General features: G+C 60.6%; 14 protein-coding genes and 1 tRNA gene. 12 read left to right on the top strand and 3 right to left on the bottom strand.

Features of this window, described 5'->3' with window-relative positions:
- The first annotated feature begins 49 nt into the window (after positions 1-49).
- The 12 genes from arcD to HV782_RS22455 all read left to right on the top strand — a co-directional run bounded on the left by arcD (position 50) and on the right by HV782_RS22455 (position 15,070).
- A complete protein-coding gene (arcD, locus tag HV782_RS22400) occupies positions 50-1,477 on the top strand; it encodes an arginine-ornithine antiporter (protein ID WP_128614332.1) in 1,428 nt (475 codons plus the stop codon).
- Between the two features lie 34 nt (positions 1,478-1,511).
- Positions 1,512-2,768 carry an arginine deiminase gene (gene arcA / locus HV782_RS22405; RefSeq protein ID WP_186748765.1) on the top strand — a complete coding sequence of 419 codons (1,257 nt, stop codon included), beginning with the start codon at positions 1,512-1,514 and terminating at the stop codon, positions 2,766-2,768.
- A 69-nt stretch (positions 2,769-2,837) separates the two neighbouring features.
- The gene (locus HV782_RS22410; protein WP_128614871.1) at positions 2,838-3,848 is read left to right on the top strand and encodes an ornithine carbamoyltransferase; all 1,011 of its coding nucleotides are present in this window, start codon (positions 2,838-2,840) and stop codon (positions 3,846-3,848) included.
- A gap of 160 nt (positions 3,849-4,008) precedes the next feature.
- Entirely contained in the window at positions 4,009-4,938 is a 930-nt protein-coding gene (arcC, locus tag HV782_RS22415; protein WP_186748764.1) for a carbamate kinase, read from the top strand.
- 62 nt (positions 4,939-5,000) lie between these two features.
- Positions 5,001-5,363 carry a DUF5064 family protein gene (locus HV782_RS22420; RefSeq protein WP_123467181.1) on the top strand — a complete coding sequence of 121 codons (363 nt, stop codon included), beginning with the start codon at positions 5,001-5,003 and terminating at the stop codon, positions 5,361-5,363.
- A 542-nt stretch (positions 5,364-5,905) separates the two neighbouring features.
- Positions 5,906-7,414, top strand: a complete 1,509-nt coding sequence (gene gcsR / locus HV782_RS22425; protein WP_186748206.1) for a transcriptional regulator GcsR — start codon at positions 5,906-5,908, stop codon at positions 7,412-7,414.
- A gap of 364 nt (positions 7,415-7,778) precedes the next feature.
- Positions 7,779-8,162, top strand: coding sequence for a glycine cleavage system protein GcvH (gene gcvH, locus HV782_RS22430; protein WP_186748205.1), 384 nt, complete (start codon positions 7,779-7,781; stop codon positions 8,160-8,162).
- Positions 8,163-8,173: 11 nt separating this feature from the next.
- Positions 8,174-11,026: an aminomethyl-transferring glycine dehydrogenase gene (gene gcvP, locus HV782_RS22435; RefSeq protein ID WP_186748204.1), complete on the top strand. Its 2,853-nt coding sequence runs from the start codon at positions 8,174-8,176 to the stop codon at positions 11,024-11,026.
- Positions 11,027-11,206: 180 nt separating this feature from the next.
- Entirely contained in the window at positions 11,207-12,583 is a 1,377-nt protein-coding gene (locus HV782_RS22440) for an L-serine ammonia-lyase (RefSeq protein WP_186748203.1), read from the top strand.
- Between the two features lie 161 nt (positions 12,584-12,744).
- The gene (gene gcvT / locus HV782_RS22445; RefSeq protein ID WP_186748202.1) at positions 12,745-13,869 is read left to right on the top strand and encodes a glycine cleavage system aminomethyltransferase GcvT; all 1,125 of its coding nucleotides are present in this window, start codon (positions 12,745-12,747) and stop codon (positions 13,867-13,869) included.
- A 403-nt stretch (positions 13,870-14,272) separates the two neighbouring features.
- Positions 14,273-14,485 (top strand): cold-shock protein, encoded by a 213-nt coding sequence (locus HV782_RS22450; RefSeq protein WP_003175786.1) that lies wholly within the window; start codon positions 14,273-14,275, stop codon positions 14,483-14,485.
- A gap of 96 nt (positions 14,486-14,581) precedes the next feature.
- Positions 14,582-15,070 (top strand): RDD family protein, encoded by a 489-nt coding sequence (locus HV782_RS22455; protein WP_186748201.1) that lies wholly within the window; start codon positions 14,582-14,584, stop codon positions 15,068-15,070.
- A 134-nt stretch (positions 15,071-15,204) separates the two neighbouring features.
- Here the strand turns inward: HV782_RS22455 and nadA are convergent, their stop codons facing one another.
- The 3 genes from nadA to queC form a co-directional block, all read right to left on the bottom strand.
- Positions 15,205-16,263 carry a quinolinate synthase NadA gene (nadA, locus tag HV782_RS22460; protein ID WP_003227499.1) on the bottom strand — a complete coding sequence of 353 codons (1,059 nt, stop codon included), beginning with the start codon at positions 16,261-16,263 and terminating at the stop codon, positions 15,205-15,207.
- A 270-nt stretch (positions 16,264-16,533) separates the two neighbouring features.
- Positions 16,534-16,609 (bottom strand) — tRNA-Lys (locus HV782_RS22465).
- Between the two features lie 62 nt (positions 16,610-16,671).
- Complete coding sequence (gene queC / locus HV782_RS22470; protein WP_186748200.1) at positions 16,672-17,364, bottom strand: 7-cyano-7-deazaguanine synthase QueC; 693 nt, start codon at positions 17,362-17,364, stop codon at positions 16,672-16,674.
- Position 17,365 lies beyond the last annotated feature (1 nt).

A 17,365-nucleotide genomic window follows, 5' to 3' on the forward strand; every position in this document is an offset into this window, starting at 1 on the left:
ATAACAGCACTACGCTGTGAACTCTTCTCTCCTGCAATGGAGTTATGCAATGTCTGAAGCTCCCGGAAAACTACGACTCGGTGCACTCGTTGCATTGGTAGTCGGTTCAATGATCGGTGGCGGGATATTTTCGTTACCACAAAACATGGCCGCCAGCGCCGACGTCGGCGCGGTCCTGATCGGATGGGCCATCACCGCAGTCGGCATGCTCACCCTCGCTTTTGTTTTCCAAACCCTCGCCAATCGCAAGCCTGACCTGGACGGCGGCGTCTACGCCTACGCCAAGGCCGGATTTGGCGATTACATGGGTTTCTCGTCCGCCTGGGGTTACTGGATCAGTGCCTGGCTGGGCAACGTCGGTTACTTTGTTCTGCTGTTCAGCACCCTCGGGTATTTCTTTCCGGTCTTCGGCGAGGGCAACACCGTTGCTGCGGTGATCGGCGCCTCGGTGCTGCTGTGGGCTGTGCACTTTCTGGTGTTGCGCGGGATCAAGGAGGCGGCGTTCATCAACCTGGTGACCACCGTCGCCAAAGTCGTGCCGCTGCTGCTGTTCGTCCTGATCGCGGTCTTCGCGTTCAAACTGGACATCTTCACCGCTGACATCTGGGGCCTGAAAAACCCCGACCTGGGCAGCGTGATGAACCAGGTGCGCAACATGATGCTGGTCACCGTGTGGGTGTTCATCGGCATCGAGGGCGCGAGCATCTTCTCGGCGCGTGCGGAAAAACGCTCCGACGTGGGTAAGGCCACTGTAATCGGCTTCATCACCGTGCTGCTGTTCCTGGTGCTGGTGAACGTGCTGTCGCTGGGCATCATGACTCAGCCAGAACTGGCCAAGTTGCAGAACCCGTCGATGGCCGCCGTGCTCGAGCACGTAGTCGGTCACTGGGGCGCGGTGCTGATCAGCGTCGGGCTGATCATCTCGCTGCTGGGGGCGCTGCTGTCGTGGGTGCTGCTGTGCGCGGAGATCATGTTCGCCGCCGCCAAAGACCACACCATGCCGGAGTTCCTGCGTAAGGAAAACGCTAACCACGTACCGGTCAACGCCCTGTGGCTGACCAATGCGATGGTGCAGATTTTCCTGATCATCACTCTGTTCTCGGCCAGCACTTACCTGTCGCTGATCTACCTCGCCACCTCGATGATTCTGGTGCCGTACCTGTGGTCGGCGGCCTACGCCCTGCTGATCGCGGTGCGTGGCGAAACCTACGAAGGCTTCGCGGCCGAGCGGCGCAAGGACCTGATCATCGGCGGCATCGCCCTGATCTACGCGGTCTGGCTGCTGTACGCCGGCGGCGTCAAGTACCTGCTGCTCTCGGCCCTGCTGTATGCCCCCGGCGCGATCCTGTTCGCCAAGGCCAAGCTCGAACTCAAACAAGCGGTTTTCACCAACGTCGAGAAGCTGATTTTCGCCGCGGTGGTCGTCGGTGCCCTGGTGGCTGCCTACGGTCTCTACGACGGCTTCCTGACTCTGTAATTGCCCAAAATTTTATCTCTGGAGGATCACTGCAATGACCACGGAAAAAGTTAAGTACGGCGTCCATTCCGAAGCCGGCAAACTGCGCAAAGTCATGGTTTGCTCCCCAGGTCTGGCCCACCAGCGGCTGACCCCGAACAACTGCGATGAACTGCTGTTCGACGACGTGCTGTGGGTCGCCCAGGCCAAGCGCGACCACTTCGACTTCGTGACCAAGATGCGTGAACGCGGGATCGACGTGCTGGAAATGCACAACCTGCTGACCGACATCGTCGCCATCCCTGAAGCGCTGGACTGGATTCTCGACCGCAAGGTCACCGCCGACTCGGTGGGCCTGGGCCTGATCAGCGAAGTCAAATCCTGGCTGAAAAGCCTAGAGCCACGGCACATCGCCGAGTTCCTGATCGGTGGCGTGTCGGCCGATGATCTGCCAGACAGCTTCGGTGGCAAGACCATCCAGATGTTCCGCGACTTCCTCGGCCACTCCAGCTTCATTCTACCGCCGCTGCCGAACACCCAGTTCACCCGCGACACTACCTGCTGGATCTACGGCGGCGTGACGCTGAACCCGATGTATTGGCCGGCGCGCCGTCAGGAAACCCTGCTGGCCACCGCCATCTACAAATTCCACCCGCAGTTCACCAACGCCGATTTCGAGATCTGGTACGGCGACCCGGACAAGGATCACGGCAGCGCCACCCTTGAGGGCGGCGACGTGATGCCGATCGGCAACGGTGTGGTGTTGATCGGCATGGGCGAACGTTCTTCTCGCCAGGCCATCGGCCAACTGGCGCTGAACCTGTTCAAGAACAAAGCCGTGGAGAAAGTCATCGTCGCCGGCCTGCCGAAGTCCCGCGCCGCGATGCACCTGGACACCGTGTTCAGCTTCTGCGACCGCGACCTGGTGACGATCTTCCCGGAAGTGGTCAACCAGATCGTCGCGTTCACCCTGCGCCCTGACGAAAGCAAACAGGGCGGCATCGACATTCGCCGCGAAGAAACCAACTTCCTCGACACCGTGGCCAAAGCCCTCAACCTGCCGAAGCTGCGCGTGGTGGAAACCGGCGGCAACAGCTTCGCCGCCGAACGCGAGCAATGGGACGACGGCAACAACGTGGTGGCCGTGGAACCGGGCGTGGTCATCGGCTACGACCGCAACACCTACACCAACACCCTGCTGCGCAAGGCGGGCGTGGAGGTCATCACCATCAGCGCCGGCGAACTCGGTCGCGGCCGTGGCGGCGGCCACTGCATGACCTGCCCGATCATCCGCGACCCGATCGATTACTAAACCTCTGAGCCCTGGCCGGCACTTATAAAGTGCGGCCAGGGGGATAACCGACACCGAAGGAGATCCATCATGGCTTTTAACATTCACAACCGTAACCTGCTCAGCCTGGAACACCACACCCCACGTGAGCTGCGTTACCTGCTCGACCTGTCCCGCGATCTGAAACGCGCCAAGTACACCGGCACCGAGCAGCAACACCTGAAGGGCAACAACATCGCCCTGATCTTCGAAAAAACCTCGACCCGCACCCGCTGCGCGTTCGAAGTGGCGGCCTATGACCAGGGCGCCAACGTCACCTACATCGACCCGAATTCCTCGCAAATCGGCCACAAGGAAAGCATGAAAGACACGGCCCGCGTGCTGGGTCGAATGTACGACGCCATCGAGTACCGTGGCTTCAAACAGGAAATCGTCGAAGAGCTGGCGAAGTTCGCCGGGGTGCCGGTGTTCAACGGCCTGACCGACGAATATCACCCGACGCAAATGATCGCCGACGTGCTGACCATGCGTGAGCACGCCGACAAGCCGATCCATGAAATCAGCTACGCCTACCTCGGCGACGCCCGCAACAACATGGGCAACTCGCTGCTGCTGGTTGGCGCCAAACTCGGCATGGACGTGCGCATCTGCGCACCGAAAGCCCTGTGGCCGCATGACGATCTGGTCGAGCGCTGCAACAAGTACGCGGAAGAAAGCGGTGCACGCATCACCCTGACCGAAGACCCGAAAGCCGCCGTCAAGGGCGTCGACTTCATCCACACCGACGTCTGGGTGTCGATGGGTGAACCGGTGGAAGCCTGGGCCGAACGTATCCAGCAACTGCTGCCGTACCAGGTCAACGCCGAACTGATGAAAGCCACCGGCAACCCGCGCACCAAGTTCATGCACTGCCTGCCGGCCTTCCACAACAGCGATACCAAGGTCGGCAAACAGATCGCCGAACAGTATCCGCACCTGGCCAACGGCATCGAAGTGACCGACGACGTGTTCGAGTCGCCCGCCTGCATCGCCTTCGAGCAAGCGGAAAACCGCATGCACACGATCAAGGCGATTCTGGTCTCGACCCTGGCGGATCTGTAATTGATCGACACGGTCACTGTGGGAGCTGGCTTGCCAGCGATAGCGGTGTGTCAGCCGACAGCAATGCTGACTGATACACCGCCATCGCGGGCAAGCCCGGCTCCCACAGGGATCGTATTCGTCCTGCACGAACTCACTGTTTTCTAGAAGGACATGCACCATGCGTATCGTCGTAGCTCTGGGCGGTAACGCCCTGCTCCGCCGTGGTGAACCGATGACCGCTGACAACCAGCGCGCCAACATCCGCATCGCCACCGAGCAAATCGCCAAAATCCATCCCGGCAACCAGTTGGTCATCGCCCACGGCAATGGCCCGCAAGTCGGCCTGCTGTCGCTGCAGGCGGCGGCGTACACCTCCGTCACCCCTTACCCGCTGGACGTGCTCGGTGCCGAAACCGAAGGCATGATCGGCTACATCATCGAACAGGAACTGGGCAACCTGCTGGACTTCGAGGTGCCATTCGCCACCCTGCTGACCCAGGTTGAAGTCGACGCCAAGGACCCGGCCTTCCAGAACCCGAGCAAACCGATCGGCCCGGTCTACGACAAGGCCGAAGCGGAAAAACTCGCCGCCGAGAAAGGCTGGGCCATCGCCCCGGACGGTGACAAGTTCCGCCGCGTGGTCGCCAGCCCACGGCCGAAACGCATCTTTGAAATCCGTCCGATCAAGTGGCTGCTGGACAAGGGCAGCATCGTCATCTGCGCCGGTGGTGGCGGGATTCCGACCATGTACGACGAGAATCGCCACCTCAAGGGCATCGAGGCGGTGATCGACAAGGACCTGTGCTCGTCGCTGCTCGCTGAACAGCTGGAAGCCGATTTGCTGGTGATCGCCACCGACGTCAACGCGGCGTTCATCGACTACGGCAAGCCAACGCAGAAAGCCATCGCCGAGGCGCATCCGGATGAACTGGAACGGCTGGGCTTCGCCGCCGGTTCCATGGGACCGAAGGTGCAGGCAGCCTGCGAATTCGCACGCCATACTGGCAAGGTCGCGGTGATCGGCTCACTCGCGGACATCGAAGCGATCGTCCAGGGCACCGCCGGTACTCGCGTCAGCACCGCGAAGCCGGGCATCCGTTATCGATAAATAGAAACTCCGGGGGCAGACCCAGGGTCTGCCCTTCTCCCATGCCTTGAAAGGAGAAACCCATGGCCCAATTCGAACCTGGTCATTTGCATATCGAGCGGCACGCATTGACGCCAGATGACGTCAGTTACAACGTGTGCCTCGACTATGAAGTGTTCACCGATCCGCAAAAAGGCAAAGGCATCCAGTTCACGATGCATGGCAGCCTTCAGGGAAAGGACATGAAAGAGACCTTCTTCCTGCCCAAGGAAGAGGCTTACAACTTTGCCAACAATGTGACGCGAATCGCCGAGAAATACGGCATCCCCAGGACCCACAGCCAGATCGGCTCGGTGCACAAGCATTACGATCTGATGTTCGAAGACATCCGTAAGCAGCTCGATATGAAATCCGGCGACCCGGTCAATCTCGAGCACTTCGAATAACCTCAAAAGCCCCTCACCCTAGCCCTCTCCCAAAGGGAGAGGGGACTGACCGATGTGTCTGAGGACAGACATCGACCTGAAAGACCGAGTCGATTATGGATTCATAGCCGTATTTTTCAGGTCGACGTACCTCGTGATTCACAGCCGTATTTTCAGGTCGGCGTACCTCGTGAGCATTCCGCTATCGGCCCCCTCTCCCGAAGGGAGACGGGCTGACCGAAGTGTCTGAGGACAGGCTTCGACCTGAAAGACCGAGTCGATTCTGGATTCACAGCCGTATTTTTCAGGTCGACGTACCTCGTGAGCATTCCGCTATCGGCCCCCTCTCCCGAAGGGAGACGGGCTGACCGAAGTGTCTGAGGACAGGCTTCGACCTGAAAGACCGGGTCGATTCTGGATTCACAGCCGTATTTTCAGGTCAGCGTACCTCGTGAGCATTCCACTATCGGCCCCCTCTCCCTCCGGGAGAGGGCTGGGGTGAGGGTGTTTTTGATTTAAGGCATACTTGCCACCCTTCGCACTGCAGATCACTGAACCGCCCCATGCGTATCCACGTCAGCTTCATCGACCGCGTCGGCATCACCCAGGAAGTCCTGGCTATCCTCGGTGGGCGCAATCTCAATCTGGATGCGGTGGAGATGATTCCACCCAACGTCTACATCGACGCCCCGACCCTGAGCCCGCAAGTGCTTGAAGAGCTGAAAGATGCACTGTTTCGCGTGCGCGGCGTGGAAGCGGTGACGGTCGTCGACATCCTCCCCGGCCAGCGTCGGCACCTGCAGCTCGATGCCTTGCTCGCGGCGATGACCGACCCGGTGCTGGCCCTCGACAGCGCCGGCAAGGTGTTGCTGGCCAACCCGGCCTTGATCGCGCTGTACGGGCGTGAACCGGCGGGGGAAAGCGTCTCCGAGCTGTTCAACGATCCCGGCCTGCTGGACACCCTGCTCGAGCAAGGCTTCCGCCTGCCGCTGCGCGAGATCACCGTCAACGGCCAGACCCTGTTGCTCGACGCCACACCGATCACCGATGCCGGCGCCTTGCTCACGCTCTATCAACCCAACCGCATCGGCGAACAATTGTCGGCACTGCACCACGACCACGCCGAAGGTTTCGATGCATTGCTCGGCGAATCCCCGGCGATCCGCACCCTCAAGGCGCGCGCGCAACGGGTCGCGGCCCTCGACGCGCCGCTGCTGATTCAGGGCGAAACCGGCACCGGTAAAGAACTGGTGGCTCGCGCCTGCCATGCCATCAGTGCGCGACACAGTGCGCCGTTTCTCGCCCTGAACTGCGCGGCGCTGCCGGAGAACCTCGCCGAGAGCGAACTGTTCGGCTACGCCCCCGGCGCCTTCACTGGCGCGGCGCGTGGTGGCAAACCGGGGCTGATGGAGCTGGCGAACCAGGGCACGGTGTTTCTCGACGAAATCGGCGAGATGTCGCCGTACTTGCAGGCCAAGCTGTTGCGCTTTCTCAATGACGGCAGCTTCCGTCGGGTCGGCGGTGATCGCGAAGTGAAGGTCAACGTGCGGATCCTCAGCGCCACCCACCGCGACCTGGAAAAAATGGTCAGCGAAGGCCTGTTCCGCGAAGACCTGTTCTACCGCCTCAACGTGCTCAACGTTGAAGTGCCGCCGCTGCGCGAACGCGGTCAGGACATCCTGCTGCTGGCGCGCTATTTCATGCAGCAGGCTTGCGCGCAGATCCAGCGCCCGGTCTGCCGCCTCGCCCCCGGCACCTATCCGGCGCTACTCGGTAATCGTTGGCCGGGCAACGTGCGGCAACTGCAGAACGTGATCTTCCGCGCCGCCGCGATCTGCGAAAGCAGCCTGGTCGATATCGGCGATCTCGACATCGCCGGCACCTCCGTGGCGCGCCAGACCGACAGCGATGTCGACAGCCTCGAACAAGCCGTCGAGTCCTTCGAAAAATCGCTGCTGGAACAGCTCTACGTCAGCTACCCCTCGACCCGGCAACTGGCGAGCCGCTTGCAAACCTCGCACACCGCCATCGCCCATCGCCTGCGCAAGTACGGCATTCCCAACAAGCCCTGATCACGCCGCATATCCCCTGGCAGGCTCACTCCTACAATGATTGGTGACGGATTCGAAATCCGTTCAAAAGCGACCTCCATCTGTACTGAAAGCGCTACAGCGGAACGATATCGCTACACCCTCCTCCGGCGACCACAGTGCAAGGCTTTGATCCCGTTCAGCTTTTTTCCCCGCCCCAAGCTGTAGCGATTTCGCTACACGCACGCAATCTGCGGCATCGCCATAAATAGCTATCCAATTGATTTATAACGATAAATTCAAGATGGCCGCGTTCTTGCTAAGTAACCGTTCATAAAATCAGGGCTTTGCCGCCCGAGCCTTCCACCGCGTCCACCAGACGAGTCTGGCCCCCTTAGGAGTTTCCATGAGCGAGTTGCGTTTTACTGAAGATCACGAATGGCTGCGCACTGAAGCTGACGGCAGCGTTACTGTCGGCATCACCGCTTTCGCGCAGAACGCCCTGGGCGACGTGGTGTTCGTGCAACTGCCTGAGCTGCAGGCTTACGAAAAAGGCGCCGAAGCCGCCACCGTGGAATCGGTGAAAGCCGCCAGCGGCGTGTACATGCCCCTCGATGGCGAGGTACTGGAAATCAACCCGGCACTGGAAGACGCACCGGAACTGGTCAACGAAGATCCGCTGGGCGAAGGCTGGTTCTTCCGCTTCCAGCCAAGCGACGCCTCGGCTGTGGCGAAACTGCTGGATCAAGACGCCTACGACCGTTTGATCAAAGCCCAAGCCGAAGCCTGAGGAGTAGCGACATGACCCAAGTAAACCTCGGCACTGCCAACGAATTCATCGCCCGTCACATCGGCCCGCGCGCCGCTGACGAGCAAGCCATGCTCAACAGCCTCGGCTTCGATTCCCTCGAAGCCCTGAGCGCCAGCGTGATCCCGGAAAGCATCAAGGGCACCAGCGTGCTCGGCATGGACGACGGCCTCAGCGAAGCCGACGCCCTGGCGATGATCAAATCCATCGCCGGCAAGAACCAGCTGTTCAAGACCTACATCGGCCAGGGCTACTACAACTGCCACACGCCGTCGCCGATCCTGCGCAACCTCCTGGAAAATCCGGCCTGGTACACCGCGTACACCCCGTACCAGCCAGAAATCTCCCAGGGCCGTCTTGAAGCGCTGCTGAACTTCCAGACCCTGATCAGCGACCTCACCGGCCTGCCGATCGCCAACGCCTCCTTGCTCGACGAAGCCACCGCCGCTGCCGAAGCCATGACCTTCTGCAAACGCCTGAGCAAGAACAAGGGCAGCCACCAATTCTTCGCCTCGATCCACAGCCACCCGCAAACCCTCGACGTGCTGCGCACCCGTGCCGAGCCGCTGGGTATCGACGTGGTCGTCGGTGACGAGCGTGAACTGACTGACGTGTCGCCGTTCTTCGGCGCACTGCTGCAATACCCGGCCAGCAACGGTGACCTGTTCGACTACCGCGAACTGACCGAACGCTTCCACGCCGCCAACGCGCTGGTCGCTGTGGCTGCCGACCTGCTGGCCCTGACCTTGCTGACCGCCCCGGGCGAGTTCGGCGCGGACGTCGCCATCGGCTCGGCGCAACGCTTCGGCGTGCCGCTGGGCTTCGGCGGCCCGCACGCCGCGTACTTCTCCACCAAGGATGCGTTCAAGCGCGACATGCCGGGCCGTCTGGTCGGTGTCTCGGTTGACCGTTTCGGCAAGCCGGCCCTACGCCTGGCGATGCAGACCCGCGAGCAACACATTCGCCGCGAGAAGGCCACGTCGAACATCTGCACCGCGCAGGTGCTGCTGGCCAATATCGCCAGCATGTACGCCGTGTACCACGGCCCGAAAGGCCTGACCCAGATCGCCAACCGCGTGCATCACCTGACCGCGATTCTGGCCAAGGGCCTGAACGCACTGGGCGCCAACGTCGAGCAGGACAGCTTCTTCGACACCCTGACCCTCGCGACCGGCGCGCAAACCGCCGCACTGCACGACAAGGCGCACGCTGCGCAGATCAACCTGCGGGTGATCGACGCTCAGCGTCTGGGCCTGTCGGTGGACGAAACCACCACTCAGGCTGATATTGAAACCCTGTGGAGTCTGTTCGCCGACGGCAAGACCCTGCCGGACTTCGCGGCACTGGCCGCCTCGGTGCAAAGCACCATCCCGGCTGCGCTGGTGCGTCAGTCGCCGATCCTCAGCCACCCGGTGTTCAACCGCTATCACTCGGAAACCGAGCTGATGCGCTACCTGCGCAAACTGGCGGACAAGGATCTGGCACTGGATCGCACCATGATCCCGCTGGGCTCGTGCACCATGAAACTCAATGCCGCCAGCGAAATGATCCCGGTGACCTGGGCCGAATTCGGCGCACTGCACCCGTTCGCTCCCGCCGCACAGAGCGCCGGCTACCAGCAACTGACCGACGAACTGGAAGCGATGCTCTGCGCCGCTACCGGTTACGACGCGATCTCGCTGCAACCGAACGCCGGTTCGCAGGGTGAATACGCTGGCCTGCTGGCGATTCGCGCTTACCACCAGAGCCGTGGCGATGAGCGCCGCGACATCTGCCTGATCCCGTCGTCCGCCCACGGCACCAACCCGGCCACCGCCAACATGGCCGGCATGCGCGTGGTTGTGACCGCGTGCGACGCGCGCGGCAACGTCGACATCGAAGACCTGCGTGCCAAAGCGATCGAGCACCGCGAACACCTCGCTGCACTGATGATCACCTACCCGTCGACCCACGGCGTGTTCGAAGAAGGTATCCGCGAAATCTGCGGGATCATTCACGACAACGGCGGCCAGGTGTACATCGACGGCGCCAACATGAACGCGATGGTCGGCCTCTGCGCGCCGGGCAAGTTCGGCGGCGATGTTTCGCACCTGAACCTGCACAAGACGTTCTGCATTCCACACGGCGGTGGCGGCCCGGGCGTCGGCCCGATTGGCGTCAAGTCACACCTCGCACCGTTTATGCCGGGCCACGCCCAGATGGAGCGCAAGGAAGGCGCGGTCTGCGCGGCACCGTTCGGCAGCGCGAGCATTCTGCCGATCACCTGGATGTACATTCGCATGATGGGTGGCGCCGGTCTGAAGCGCGCTTCGCAACTGGCGATCCTCAACGCCAACTACATTTCCCGTCGTCTGGAAGAGCACTACCCAGTGCTGTACACCGGCAGCAACGGCCTGGTGGCGCACGAGTGCATCCTCGACCTGCGTCCGCTGAAAGACAGCAGCGGCATCAGCGTCGATGACGTTGCCAAGCGCCTGATCGACTTCGGCTTCCACGCGCCGACCATGTCGTTCCCGGTCGCCGGCACGCTGATGATCGAGCCGACCGAGAGCGAATCCAAGGAAGAACTGGATCGCTTCTGCGACGCCATGATCCGCATCCGCGAAGAAATCCGCGCAGTGGAAAACGGCACGCTGGACAAGGACGACAACCCGCTGAAGAACGCCCCGCACACTGCGGCGGAGCTGGTCGGTGAGTGGACCCACCCGTACAGCCGCGAGCAAGCGGTGTATCCGGTGGCGTCGCTGGTTGAAGGCAAATACTGGCCGCCGGTCGGCCGCGTCGACAACGTGTTCGGCGACCGCAACCTGGTGTGCGCCTGCCCGTCGATCGAAAGCTACGCTTAAGGAAAGCAGCTGCGAGCTTTGAGCTACAAGCTGCAAGTAAGGGCTGATCTGCTTTTTACTTGCGGCTTGTGTCTCGCTGCATGCACTGCGGCCTTATAGAAGCCGCAAGGAAAAACCCGATCCGCTTTCACTTGTAGCTTGCAACTTGAAGCTCACAACTGCTCCGCAGGAGAACCACTCATGTCGTTAAGCGTGTTCGACCTGTTCAAGATTGGCATCGGCCCTTCCAGTTCCCACACCGTCGGCCCGATGCGTGCCGCTGCGCGCTTCGCCGAAGGCCTGCGCCGGGAAAACCTGCTCAGCGTAACCGCCAGTGTGCGCGTCGAGTTGTATGGCTCGCTGGGCGCTACCGGCAAAGGTCACGGCAGTGACAAGGCCGTGCTGCTCGGCCTTGAGGGTGAACACCCGGACACCGTCGACACCGAAACCGTCGCCGCCCGCCTGCAAGCCATTCGCGGTAATGGCCAGCTGAACCTGCTCGGCGAACACAGCATTGCGTTCAACGAGAAAGAACATCTGGCGATGATCCGCAAGCCATTGGCCTATCACCCCAACGGCATGATCTTTCGCGCATTCGACGCCGCCGGCATTCAGATCCGCAGCCGCGAGTACTACTCGGTTGGCGGTGGTTTTGTCGTCGACGAAGACGCTGCCGGCGCCGACCGGATTGTCGAAGATGCTACGCCGCTGACCTTCCCGTTCAAAAGCGCCAAGGATTTGCTCGGCCATTGCGCCACTTATGGGCTGTCGATCAGTCAGGTGATGCTGACCAACGAGAGCGCCTGGCGTCCGGAGGCGGAAACCCGCGCCGGCCTGCTGAACATCTGGCAAGTGATGCAGGACTGCGTCGCCGCCGGATGCCGAAACGAAGGCATCCTGCCGGGCGGGCTGAAGGTCAAGCGCCGGGCGGCGGCGCTGCATCGGCAACTGTGCAAGAACCCGGAGTCGGCACTGCGCGATCCGCTGTCGGTGCTCGACTGGGTCAACCTGTATGCGCTGGCGGTCAACGAAGAAAACGCCAATGGCGGACGCGTGGTCACCGCCCCCACCAATGGCGCGGCGGGAATCATCCCCGCAGTGCTGCATTACTACATGCGCTTTATTCCCGGAGCCAACGATGACGGCGTCGTGCGCTTTCTGCTGACCGCTGCCGCCATCGGCATTCTGTACAAGGAAAACGCCTCGATCTCCGGCGCCGAAGTCGGCTGTCAGGGCGAAGTCGGTGTCGCCTGTTCGATGGCCGCCGGTGCGTTGTGCGAAGTCCTTGGCGGCAGCGTGCAGCAAGTAGAAAACGCTGCGGAAATCGGCATGGAACACAACCTCGGCCTGACCTGCGACCCGATTGGCGGACTGGTGCAGGTGCCGTGCATCGAACGCAATGCGATGGGCTCGGTGAAAGCGATCAACGCGGTACGCATGGCCATGCGCGGAGACGGCCAACACTTCGTCTCCCTCGACAAGGTCATCCGCACCATGCGCCAGACCGGCGCCGACATGAAAAGCAAATACAAGGAGACCGCCCGCGGCGGTCTGGCGGTCAACATTATCGAATGCTGAACCTTATTTAACTCCGCCTCCCTCAGGGAGACGATCGTACTTGGCACCCTCTCCCTCCGGGAGACAAACGTAACTAGCTCCCTCTCCCTCCGGGAGAGGGCCGGGGTGAGGGGCTTTTGATCTTGCCCCCGATCCCGAATCACATTTTCAAGGAGCCACGCATGTCCACCGAACAACTGTCGAAAACCCCGCTGCACGCTCTGCACCTCGAACTTGGTGCCCGTATGGTGCCGTTCGCCGGCTACGACATGCCGGTGCAATACCCGCTGGGCGTGATGAAGGAACATCAACACACCCGTGAGCACGCGGGCCTGTTCGATGTCTCGCACATGGGCCAGATCCGCCTGACCAGTGCCAATGCCGCCAAAGCCCTGGAAACCCTGGTGCCGGTGGACATCATCGACCTGCCGGTGGGCATGCAGCGTTATGCGATGTTCACCAACGACAACGGTGGCATCCTCGACGACCTGATGGTCGCCAACCTCGGTAACGACGAGCTGTTCCTGGTGGTCAACGCCGCGTGCAAGGATCAGGACCTGGCGCATCTGCAAAAACACATCGGCGATCAGTGCACCATAACGGAGCTGTTCGAAGCGCGCGCCCTGCTCGCTCTGCAAGGTCCGGCAGCCGTCACCGTGCTCGCGCGGCTGGCGCCGGACGTGGCGAAAATGACCTTCATGCAGTTCAACCGCGTGCAACTGCTGGGCGTCGATTGCTTCGTCAGCCGTTCGGGTTACACCGGTGAAGACGGTTTCGAAATCTCGGTGCCAGCCGCCGATGCGGAAAAACTCGCCCGCGCCCTGCTGGCTGAACCGGAAGTCCAGGCCATCGGCCTCGGCGCCCGCGATTCACTGCGTCTGGAAGCCGGCCTGTGCCTTTACGGCCACGACATGAACACCGAGACCACGCCGATCGAGGCCAGCCTGTTGTGGGCGATCTCGAAGACACGCCGTGCCGACGGCGCGCGAGCCGGCGGTTTCCCGGGGGCGGAACAGGTATTTGCCCAACAGCAGAATGGTGTCGCACGCAAACGCGTCGGCCTGTTGCCGCAGGAACGCACCCCGGTGCGTGAAGGCGCGGAAATCGTCAACGAGGCGGGCGAGATCATCGGCAGCGTGTGCAGCGGCGGCTTCGGGCCGACCCTGGGCGGCCCTCTGGCGATGGGATACCTCGACAGCGCTTATGTCACCCTCGACACCACCGTTTGGGCAATCGTCCGTGGGAAAAAGGTGCCAATGCTTGTAAGTAAAATGCCATTTGTTCCACAACGCTACTATCGTGGCTGATTGACTGTTTCTATAAGTAACGCGATTGCGTTATGCGTGCACTAATGTGTAACGCAATCGCCACAAAAAAGTGCATTTTCTAACATCTGATTCGAATATGAACTTTGCTTATAACGTTCGAAAACAATTGAACGAGCTAATCGTCTAAGCCGCACTAGTGAATTGACTAACTGCCAGCAAGTGCAGGAAAACCGGGGCCTTCGCGGGGCTTGTTTTTTATCCCGTAGTTGGCGTAGAGTTTGTCCACTGTGTTTGCATGGGTCAGCTTGGAATCGTGACCTGGGCAGTAGCCTACAAGTTAGCTACATCCCGTTCGACGTCTTCTTACTCTCCTGCAACCAGCCCCAGTACTCTTTCATGAGGAAGAGACTGTCATCAATTTTTGCGTCAAAGGAAATAAGAAATGTCCCAACGTCAGAGCGGTACCGTCAAGTGGTTTAACGACGAGAAAGGTTTTGGTTTTATCACTCCAGAAAGCGGTCCGGATCTGTTCGTGCATTTCCGCGCTATTCAGGGCAACGGCTTCAAAAGCCTGAAAGAAGGCCAGAAAGTGACTTTCGTTGCTGTGCAAGGCCAGAAAGGCATGCAGGCTGACGAAGTACAAGCAGAAGCCTGATTTCTGTTACGAAAAAGCCCCTGATATTGATATCAGGGGCTTTTTTGTGCGCGCGAATCCGTAAAATGGCGCTTCATTTTGCGTCCAGAGGCTGCCATGTCGAAAACCTTGCTCATCCCACAGGGCGACTTCCCTGCCGTTGGCCTTGGCCGTCGCCTGGCCGCGATGTTCTATGACTTCCTGCTGTGCACCGCCCTGCTGATCGTCACCGGATTCGTTTACAAGCTGATTCAGGCGGCAATCATCGGTGAAGAACGCCTGCGGGTGATGACGGACGCCGGGCAACTGGACGGTGATCCGCTGTACTCCACGGTGCTGCTGCTGGTGCTGTTCGCGTTCTTCGCCAAGTTCTGGACCCACGGCGGGCAGACGCTGGGCATGCAAGTGTGGGGGATTCGTGTGCAGAACGCCGACGGCAGCGCGATCAGCCTGTGGCAGGCGCTGTTGCGGTTTATGGTGTCGATTGCGTCGTGGCTGTGCGTGGGGTTGGGATTCTTCTGGTCGCTGTACGACAAGCAGAAGCGCACGTGGCATGACATCTATTCCGATACCCGCCTCGTGCGAATTCCGAAAAAGACCAAATAACTTCGTGACACCCCATACCACTGTGGGAGCGAGCTTGCTCGCGTAAGCGGTGTGTCAGTCACCAATGGAATCGACTGATACGACGCCTTCGCGAGCAAGCTCGCTCCCACAGGTTTTGTGTAATGCCTTTGAGCTTAAGCGTTGCCGGCCAGTTTCATCCGTGCCGCCTGGGTGAAATCCAGCATGCGCTTGAGCGGTCGGATCGCCTGCGGAATCAACGCCGGATCAACAAAGATCTCGTTCGTCCCTTCTTTCAGGCTCTTGAGCGTGCGCTCAAGGGTGTTCATGGCCATCCACGGGCAATGTGCGCAACTGCGGCACGCAGCGCCGTTACCGGCGGTAGGCGCCTCGATGAAGACCTTGTCCGGGCACAGCTGCTGCATCTTGTAGAAGATGCCACGGTCGGTGGCGACGATCAGGGTCTTGTTCGGCAGCGATTGAGCGGCGGCGATCAACTGACTGGTCGAACCGACGGCGTCGGCCAGTTCGATCACCGAGGTCGGCGATTCCGGGTGAACCAGAATCGCGGCATCCGGGTACAGCGCCTTCATGTCTTCAAGCTGCTTGGACTTGAACTCTTCGTGGACGATGCAGGCACCGTCCCACAGCAGCATGTCGGCACCGGTCTTGCGCTGAATGTAAGTGCCCAGGTGCTTGTCCGGGCCCCAGATGATGGTCTCGCCGTTGTCCATCAGGCTTTCGACGATCTCGAGTGCGCAGCTCGACGTCACGACCCAGTCAGCCCGGGCTTTGACCGCTGCCGAGGTGTTGGCGTAAACCACCACCGTACGCTCCGGGTGCTGATCGCAGAACGCCGAGAACTCGTCGACCGGGCACCCCAGGTCCAGCGAGCAGGTGGCGTCCAGGGTCGGCATCAGTACGCGTTTTTCCGGATTGAGGATCTTCGCGGTCTCACCCATGAATTTAACGCCGGCGACCACCACGGTCTTGGCCGGGTGGGCATTGCCGAAGCGAGCCATTTCCAGGGAGTCGGAAACACAGCCACCGGTTTCTTCGGCCAGGGCCTGAATCACCGGATCGCAATAAAAGTGAGCCACCAGCACCGCGTCCTGAGCCTTGAGCTCGGCGGCGATGGCGGAACGGTAATAAGCCTCTTCCTCGGCAGTCAGCGGTTTGGGCTGTTTGGCGTCGAGGTGGGCTTGAACCAGTAGGCGTTCGGAAATCTGCGTCATGTTCGCAAGACCTGCAGGCGCGTTCGCGCGAAAGTCGAGTATACACCCGGCTCCGGACCGCTTGAGGGTACCGCCGGGAGAGTGAGTATTATCAGGCACGGACAACATTGAAGCTGCGCAAGGCTACAGAATATCCCGTAGATGCAAAAGATGATTCTGACCTGCGTCAGCGCGGACACCGGGAAAGAACACACCCCCGAATCGCAGGCAAAAAAAAACCCGGAAATCCTCACTTTCGTGGGCCTTCCGGATTTTCTAAACCGCCAAATATGGTGGGTCGTGTGGGATTCGAACCTACGACCAATTGGTTAAAAGCCAACTGCTCTACCAACTGAGCTAACGACCCGCTGTGTGGTGGCGCGTATAATACTGATTTTTAAGGACTATTCAACACCTTTTTGAAAAAAATCAAAAATAAGGTGTTGGATCGCTTACACCGGCTGCCGCGAAGCCTTCCGCACGCAGGCGGCAGCTGTCGCATTTGCCGCAGGCACGGCCATCATCATCGGCCTGATAGCAGGAAACGGTCAGGCTGTAATCGACACCCAGCTTCACACCTGCCTGGACGATCTGCGCCTTGCTCAGGTTCTGCAGCGGCGCCTGAATACGGAAGCCATTGCCCTCCACGCCCGCCTTGGTCGCCAGATTGGCCATGCGCTCGAACGACTCAATGAACTCAGGACGGCAATCCGGGTAACCGGAATAATCCACGGCATTGACCCCGATAAAGATGTCACGGGCGCCGAGCACTTCAGCCCAGCCCAAGGCCAGCGACAGGAACACGGTGTTGCGCGCCGGCACGTACGTCACCGGAATGCCCTCGCCCAGCGCTTCAGGGATATCAATGCTGGTATCGGTGAGCGCCGAGCCGCCCATGCCGTTCAGGTTCAAGCCGATCACTTTGTGCTCGACCACACCGAGGTCGCGAGCAACGCGCGCGGCGGCATGCAACTCTGCATGCGAACGCTGTCCGTAATCGAAACTCATGGTGTAGCAGGCATAGCCTTCAGCCCGGGCCATCGCCACGACTGTGGCCGAGTCCAGGCCACCGGACAGCAGAATGACTGCACGCTTTTCGCCAGTGTTCAGTGGTTCAGTCATC

The sequence above is a fragment of the Pseudomonas monsensis genome (assembly GCF_014268495.2).
GTDB classification, from domain to species: Bacteria; Pseudomonadota; Gammaproteobacteria; order Pseudomonadales; family Pseudomonadaceae; genus Aquipseudomonas; species Aquipseudomonas monsensis.